This window comes from Enterovibrio norvegicus DSM 15893 (assembly GCF_900115495.1).
GTDB lineage: Bacteria > Pseudomonadota > Gammaproteobacteria > Enterobacterales > Vibrionaceae > Enterovibrio > Enterovibrio norvegicus.
This window is the reverse complement of the sequence record NZ_FOWR01000081.1, coordinates 1-6,587: the sequence shown is the minus strand read 5'-3', so window position 1 is coordinate 6,587 and position 6,587 is coordinate 1. Positions and strand designations below refer to the sequence as shown.

The 6,587-nt window shown below is 46.8% G+C and carries 9 protein-coding genes; 1 reads left to right on the top strand and 8 read right to left on the bottom strand.

Annotated features, from left to right (window positions below; all coding sequences use genetic code 11):
- The 8 genes from tuf to BM082_RS24320 all read right to left on the bottom strand — a co-directional run.
- Positions 1 to 980 (bottom strand): elongation factor Tu (gene tuf / locus BM082_RS24355; protein WP_074928964.1); only part of this gene is annotated, 980 nt, incomplete at its 3' end.
- Between the two features lie 100 nt (positions 981 to 1,080).
- The gene (gene fusA / locus BM082_RS24350; RefSeq protein WP_017010444.1) at positions 1,081 to 3,177 is read right to left on the bottom strand and encodes an elongation factor G; all 2,097 of its coding nucleotides are present in this window, start codon (positions 3,175 to 3,177) and stop codon (positions 1,081 to 1,083) included.
- Between the two features lie 72 nt (positions 3,178 to 3,249).
- On the bottom strand, positions 3,250 to 3,720 hold the full coding sequence (rpsG, locus tag BM082_RS24345) for a 30S ribosomal protein S7 (RefSeq protein ID WP_017010445.1): 471 nt from the start codon (positions 3,718 to 3,720) through the stop codon (positions 3,250 to 3,252).
- Between the two features lie 97 nt (positions 3,721 to 3,817).
- Positions 3,818 to 4,192, bottom strand: a complete 375-nt coding sequence (gene rpsL, locus BM082_RS24340; protein ID WP_002535163.1) for a 30S ribosomal protein S12 — start codon at positions 4,190 to 4,192, stop codon at positions 3,818 to 3,820.
- 179 nt (positions 4,193 to 4,371) lie between these two features.
- Complete coding sequence (gene tusB / locus BM082_RS24335) at positions 4,372 to 4,662, bottom strand: sulfurtransferase complex subunit TusB (RefSeq protein ID WP_074928963.1); 291 nt, start codon at positions 4,660 to 4,662, stop codon at positions 4,372 to 4,374.
- Positions 4,663 to 4,671: 9 nt separating this feature from the next.
- Positions 4,672 to 5,028, bottom strand: a complete 357-nt coding sequence (gene tusC / locus BM082_RS24330; RefSeq protein WP_017010447.1) for a sulfurtransferase complex subunit TusC — start codon at positions 5,026 to 5,028, stop codon at positions 4,672 to 4,674.
- 7 nt (positions 5,029 to 5,035) lie between these two features.
- Positions 5,036 to 5,428, bottom strand: a complete 393-nt coding sequence (gene tusD, locus BM082_RS24325; RefSeq protein WP_017010448.1) for a sulfurtransferase complex subunit TusD — start codon at positions 5,426 to 5,428, stop codon at positions 5,036 to 5,038.
- Positions 5,425 to 6,144 carry a helix-turn-helix transcriptional regulator gene (locus tag BM082_RS24320; protein ID WP_017010449.1) on the bottom strand — a complete coding sequence of 240 codons (720 nt, stop codon included), beginning with the start codon at positions 6,142 to 6,144 and terminating at the stop codon, positions 5,425 to 5,427. The genes tusD and BM082_RS24320 overlap by 4 nt, the downstream gene beginning before the upstream one ends.
- Before the next feature lie 210 nt (positions 6,145 to 6,354).
- On the opposite strand from BM082_RS24320, the gene BM082_RS24315 reads away from it, so the two are divergent.
- Positions 6,355 to 6,587: transposase domain-containing protein (locus tag BM082_RS24315; protein ID WP_208862534.1), on the top strand; the 233-nt coding region annotated here is incomplete at its 3' end.

Sequence of the window (6,587 nt, the reverse complement as noted above, 5' to 3'; positions counted from 1 at the left end):
TAGCCTTTGAAGAACGGAGTATGACGGCCGCCTTCATCTTTCGACAGAACGTAGATTTCTGACGTGAAAGTAGTGTGTGGAGTGATTGAACCTGGCTTAGCAAGTACTTGACCACGTTGAACTTCATCACGCTTAGTACCACGTAGAAGAACACCAACGTTCTCACCAGCACGGCCTTCGTCAAGAAGTTTACGGAACATCTCAACACCAGTACAAGTAGTGGTGATGGTGTCTACGATACCAACGATAGCAACTTCGTCACCTACGCGTACGATACCTTGCTCAACACGACCCGTTACAACAGTACCACGGCCTTGGATTGAGAATACGTCTTCGATTGGCAGGATGAATGGCTTATCGATAGCACGCTCTGGCTCTGGGATGTAAGAATCCAGTGCTTCAGCTAGCTCAACGATTTTCGCTTCCCACTGCTCTTCACCGTTCAATGCACCTAGTGCAGAACCTTGAATTACTGGGCAATCGTCGCCTGGGAAGTCGTACTCAGAAAGAAGTTCACGAACTTCCATCTCAACCAACTCTAGCAGCTCTTCGTCGTCAACCATGTCACACTTGTTCATGAAAACAAGGATGTAAGGAATACCAACTTGGCGACCTAGAAGGATGTGCTCACGAGTTTGTGGCATAGGACCATCAGTTGCCGCAACAACTAGGATACCACCGTCCATTTGCGCAGCACCGGTGATCATGTTTTTAACATAATCGGCGTGTCCTGGGCAGTCTACGTGTGCGTAGTGACGAGTAGGAGTATCGTATTCTACGTGTGACGTAGAGATGGTGATACCGCGCTCGCGCTCTTCTGGAGCGTTATCGATAGATGCGAAGTCACGTGCAGAACCGCCGTATACTTTAGAAAGTACAGTACAGATTGCTGCAGTTAGAGTAGTTTTACCGTGGTCAACGTGGCCGATAGTACCAACGTTAACGTGCGGTTTCGTACGTTCAAATTTTTCTTTAGACACGATCGTGTTCCTTCCTAGTTATGAGCCGCACCTACCGTCGTAAGTGCGATCAGAAGTTTTTATCAATGCTGGCGAACAATGCCAGCATCAAAGCTACTAATCAACAACGCTGTGCGATGATTGAATCAGCAACGTTCTTTGGAACATCAGCGTATTCACTGAATTCCATAGAGTAAGATGCGCGGCCCTGAGTCGCTGAACGCAAGTCAGTTGCGTAACCAAACATCTCAGCCAGCGGTACCTGTGCGCGAATGATTCTCAAGCCAGCAGGACCATCGTCCATACCAGAAATCAAACCACGGCGGCGATTCAAGTCACCCACTACATCACCCATCCAGTCTTCTGGAGTGGTGATTTCCACTTTCATCATTGGCTCAAGAATAACAGGTTGCGCTTCAAGCGCTCCTTTCTTAAAGGCCATAGATGCAGCGATTTTAAACGCCATTTCGTTGGAGTCAACATCATGATAAGAGCCATCAAACAACGTGGCTTTCACGTCAAGTACTGGGTAACCGGCAAGGACACCACTACTCATCTGCTCTTCAATGCCCTTAGCCACTGAACTGATGTACTCTTTTGGTACTGAACCACCAACGATTTCATCAACGAAGACAAAGCCTTCGCCAAGTTCAGACGGCTCCAGTTTGATCCATACATGACCATACTGACCGCGACCACCAGATTGCTTAACGAACTTGCCTTCGACTTCAGCATTTCCACGGATGGTTTCACGGTATGCCACCTGAGGCTTACCTACGTTACATTCAACGCTGAACTCACGGCGCATGCGGTCAACAATGATGTCGAGGTGCAATTCGCCCATACCAGAGATCAGGGTTTGCCCTGATTCAATGTCAGTTTCAACGCGGAACGATGGATCTTCTGCTGCCAGTTTACCCAGCGCGATACCCATTTTTTCTTGATCAGCTTGTGAGCGAGGCTCAACAGCGATCTGAATAACAGGCTCAGGGAACTCCATACGTTCCAGAATCACTTTAGATTCTAGAGCACAAAGTGTGTCTCCTGTCGTCACGTCTTTCAGACCAATTGCTGCCGCGATGTCACCCGCGCGGATCTCTTTGATCTCTTCACGTTTATTTGAGTGCATCTGAACGATACGGCCAAAACGCTCACGTTTTTGCTTCACAGAGTTATAAACTGTGTCGCCCGTATTAACCACTCCTGAATAGACACGCAGGAAGGTTAATGTGCCCACAAATGGGTCAGTGGCGATTTTGAATGCTAGTGCTGCAAATGGTTCGTTATCGTCAGCATGACGGTCGATCACATTGCCATCTTCGTCTTCACCATTGATCGCTTTCACGTCTACCGGTGAAGGAAGGAATTCAACAACAGCATCTAGCACCGCCTGAACACCTTTGTTCTTAAATGCAGAACCACAAGTTGCCAGTACGATTTCGTTGTTTAATGTGCGTTCACGCAAAGCTTGCTTGATTTCGGCTTCAGTCAATTCCCCGTCTTCGAGGTATTTATCCATCAGCTCTTCATTTGCTTCAGCAGCCGCTTCAATAAGGTTTTGATGCCACTCTTCAGCCAGCTCTTGCATGTCAGCAGGGATCTCTTCATAACTGAAGGTCATTCCCTGATCAGCTTCGTTCCAGTTAATCGCCTTCATTTTGATAAGGTCGATTACACCGCGAAACTCATCTTCTGCGCCAATATTCAAATGAATAGGAACAGGGTTAGCACCTAGTCGATCTTTAATCTGATTAACTACGCGCAAAAAGTCTGCGCCTGTACGGTCCATCTTATTGACGAAAACCATACGAGGAACTTGATATTTGTCGGCTTGACGCCAAACAGTCTCAGACTGAGGTTCAACACCAGAAGAGCCACAGAATACAACGACTGCACCATCCAATACGCGCAATGAACGTTCAACTTCAATGGTGAAATCAACGTGTCCAGGGGTATCGATGATATTGATGCGATGCTCAGCGAATTGTGCATCCATACCATGCCAGAAGGTGGTAGTCGCAGCGGATGTGATAGTGATACCACGTTCCTGCTCCTGCTCCATCCAGTCCATGGTTGCGGCACCATCGTGCACTTCACCAATTTTGTGAGAAAGACCGGTATAAAACAGGATACGCTCTGTTGTTGTAGTTTTACCTGCGTCTACGTGAGCACAAATACCGATGTTACGGTAGCGCTCAATCGGGGTCTTACGAGCCACAGTAGTATCCTCTTACTAAGGTCAACCTTAGAATGTGATTTAGGCGCGGCAAATGCCGCGCCTAAAAAGGTATTACCAGCGGTAATGAGCAAACGCTTTGTTAGCGTCAGCCATACGGTGAACGTCTTCACGTTTCTTAACCGCAGTACCTTTGTTCTCAGATGCATCTAGCATTTCATTAGCTAGACGTTGAGCCATAGATTTTTCACCACGCTTACGCGCAGCTTCAACCAACCAACGCATAGCAAGTGCGTTACGGCGAACCGGACGTACTTCTACAGGTACTTGGTAAGTTGAACCACCAACACGGCGAGATTTAACTTCTACCGCAGGGCGAACGTTATCAAGAGCTAGTTCAAACAGGGCTAGGTGATCTTTACCAGAACGCTCAGCCATGATGTCCAATGCACCATAAACGATTTTTTCAGCAGTCGACTTTTTACCGTCAACCATTACGATGTTTACAAATTTTGCCAGCAGCTCTGATCCGAACTTAGGATCCGGAAGGATTTTACGCTGACCAATTACGCGACGACGTGGCATGGAATTCTCCGTTGTCTTCTTCAGGTTTTATCCAAAACTTTTCAGTTTTTTCAAAATTACAAATTAATTAGTGTTTGGCCTTACTTAACGGATTCCATTAAGACTTAGGACGCTTCACACCGTACTTAGAACGACCTTGTTTACGGTCGTTAACGCCTGCACAGTCAAGCGCACCACGGACGGTGTGGTAACGCACACCTGGAAGGTCTTTTACACGACCGCCGCGGATTAGAACAACGCTGTGCTCTTGAAGGTTGTGACCTTCACCACCGATGTATGAAGTAACTTCAAAACCGTTGGTCAAGCGAACACGACATACTTTACGTAGTGCCGAGTTAGGTTTTTTAGGCGTAGTGGTGTAAACACGAGTACAAACACCACGTTTTTGCGGACACGCTTCCAGCGCAGGCACGTTGCTTTTAGCAACTTGCTTGATGCGTGGTTTGCGTACCAGCTGGTTAATAGTTGCCATTAAATAGCTCCTGATATTACTTACGTATAAGTGTGAAAAATCTATGCCCCACAAAAGTAGGGACGCGAAATTTTATGCGTCGTCTATTTAGGTGTCAAGATTTATACAACGATCAATGTTCAGTGCATTTTGTAAACACCGAGATATTACGTCTTTACGCTAGCTGATCGTGGCGATATTCACCATTTCATTTGCGTGACATGCTGCTCCGTCAAACAAACAAAGTCTTTAATATCAATAACTTCAAACTCACTGGAAATTTTTCCTTCCAGTCCTCTTGCTTGAACATCTTCCTGCAGTACGTAAATTCGATGATTTGAAGAAAGAAGTGGCAGAAACCACTCTCCTTGCTCAATAGCGGCAACGACAGCATCTTCAGCAAGAAGGATCGCGCTCGGCGCTTGCGCATAATCGAGGCAAAGCTTCAATGAAGATGAAGAATACGGTGAGGTATAAAGCGTATGTAACATCCGATGCACCTAAAACTGGAGGACTTTGACACATTCAGTCAATTGCGACGCAATCACGCTGCGTTCGACAACATCTGCATCGATGATAAGTGCCGTGTTCGTTAAGCCTCTTTCTGCTAAAGACTGCTCACAAACATAGATTTCTTCGACATCACACAACGACAGCATTTTAAACGTTGAAATATAGTCGCGGCTGAGCACCACATCAGGCTGTTGGTTCGCGAGAAGTTGGAAAACGCCATCACCCACAAAGAACAACGCAATGTTTTCGCTGTAATTGGAGGTCGAAAGAACGGCATCGAGACCTTCTCGCCCGCTTGCAGATCCATGTGGTGCAGTAGAAAAAACGAAACCGAGTTTACTCATGGGCCACCTAAAACTGCACAACGCGATCAGCGGTTAATAACGATTCTGACAAACCACCCAATCCTGCTTGGGTAAAGCCCTTTGCCATATTGGATGTTGGCAACGCATGCTGTTTGGCTTCGTCATCACTGATTTGGCCGCGGCGCAATGCCGCCGCAACGCAGGTTTCAAGTTCCACACCATGCTCTGATGACAAGGCCTGCCACGCGGCGACCAAATCAAATTCATCGTTTGCAGGCACAGTCAAAGACGATGCATTCGACACACCATCTTGATAGAAAAACACACGCGTCAGCGTGTGTCCTTGTTCAATCACAGCTTGCGCGAAGCGGTATGCGGAAAGTGATGCTTGGCGACCATAAACTGGCGCACTCACCACTAACACATAATTGAGGCTCATTTTTCCCCTTCCTCGCCTTTGCGTTGACGGATGTAGAGATACACAGTGTGCTTGGAAATGTTTAGGCGATCTGCCACACGGTTGATGGCGTCTTTGATATCGAAAATGCCTTTATCGTAAAGCTCCATCACGATCTGACGGTTCTTCGTATTGTTCGATACCGACTTGTCTGCGTTGATTTCTTCAATCGTACGCTCAACCGTTTGGTCAACCAATTCGTCCACATCACTGGCGAAATTCACCGAGGATGCCGCTTGGCGCGCTTCTTCAGTCGGCATAAATGCCTGAAGCACCTGGGAGAACGGCGCATCCAAGTTAATGTTGATACACAATAAACCGATCACGCGGTTGTCCGCATTACGAATAGCGACCGTGATGGATTTCATCAAGGTATTACCCTTCGCACGCGTAAAATAAGCACGAGAGAAGTTCCGCTCTGAACCTTCAATGTCACGAAGCATACGTAAAGCAAGGTCAGTGATCGGCGAACCCACTTGGCGGCCTGTGTTTTCACCATTGGCAATTTTGATGGCCGACGTGTTCAAGTTTTCCAGTGAGTGCAACACGATTTCACAGTGCTGACCAATCAACGCGGCTAAACCGTCAACAACGGCTTCGTAAGATTTGAGTATCACGCGGTCTTGTACTGTGAATGGATTGACCTCAATGAAGTCACTTTCGACAATTACATCCGCACCAAAACTGTCTGTCGGCACAGGCTTCTTTCCTTTTGTGGGTTATCGTCTATCGAAGAGTAAAAGATAAACGAAAGCTGCAAACTTTAAAATCTAGTAATAAGTTTAACAGACTTGGTTCAAGAAAATGAAAAAACCCCAGTACGAGACTTAATGCCGATCGTTTTAAGTCATTGAACGATCCTACGCAGGCTTCATAATCGGCCTCAACATTGTTGAGGCCGATTTTTTATGTCTGAGTTTTTGAAAGAGTTACACATCACCGCTGAGTTTTGCCAAGACCACCCTATCAACGCATTCTCTAAACACATTCCTCTTGAGTGGGTTGAAGAAGCAGTCAAACAAACCGGACGCGCTTCTTTGCGTAAACGTCGCTTTCCCGCTGAGCAGGCTGTTTGGCTAGTTTTAGGGATTGGATTACTGCGCAATCGCTCGATTCAGAATGTTTGTGACCAACTTGAGTT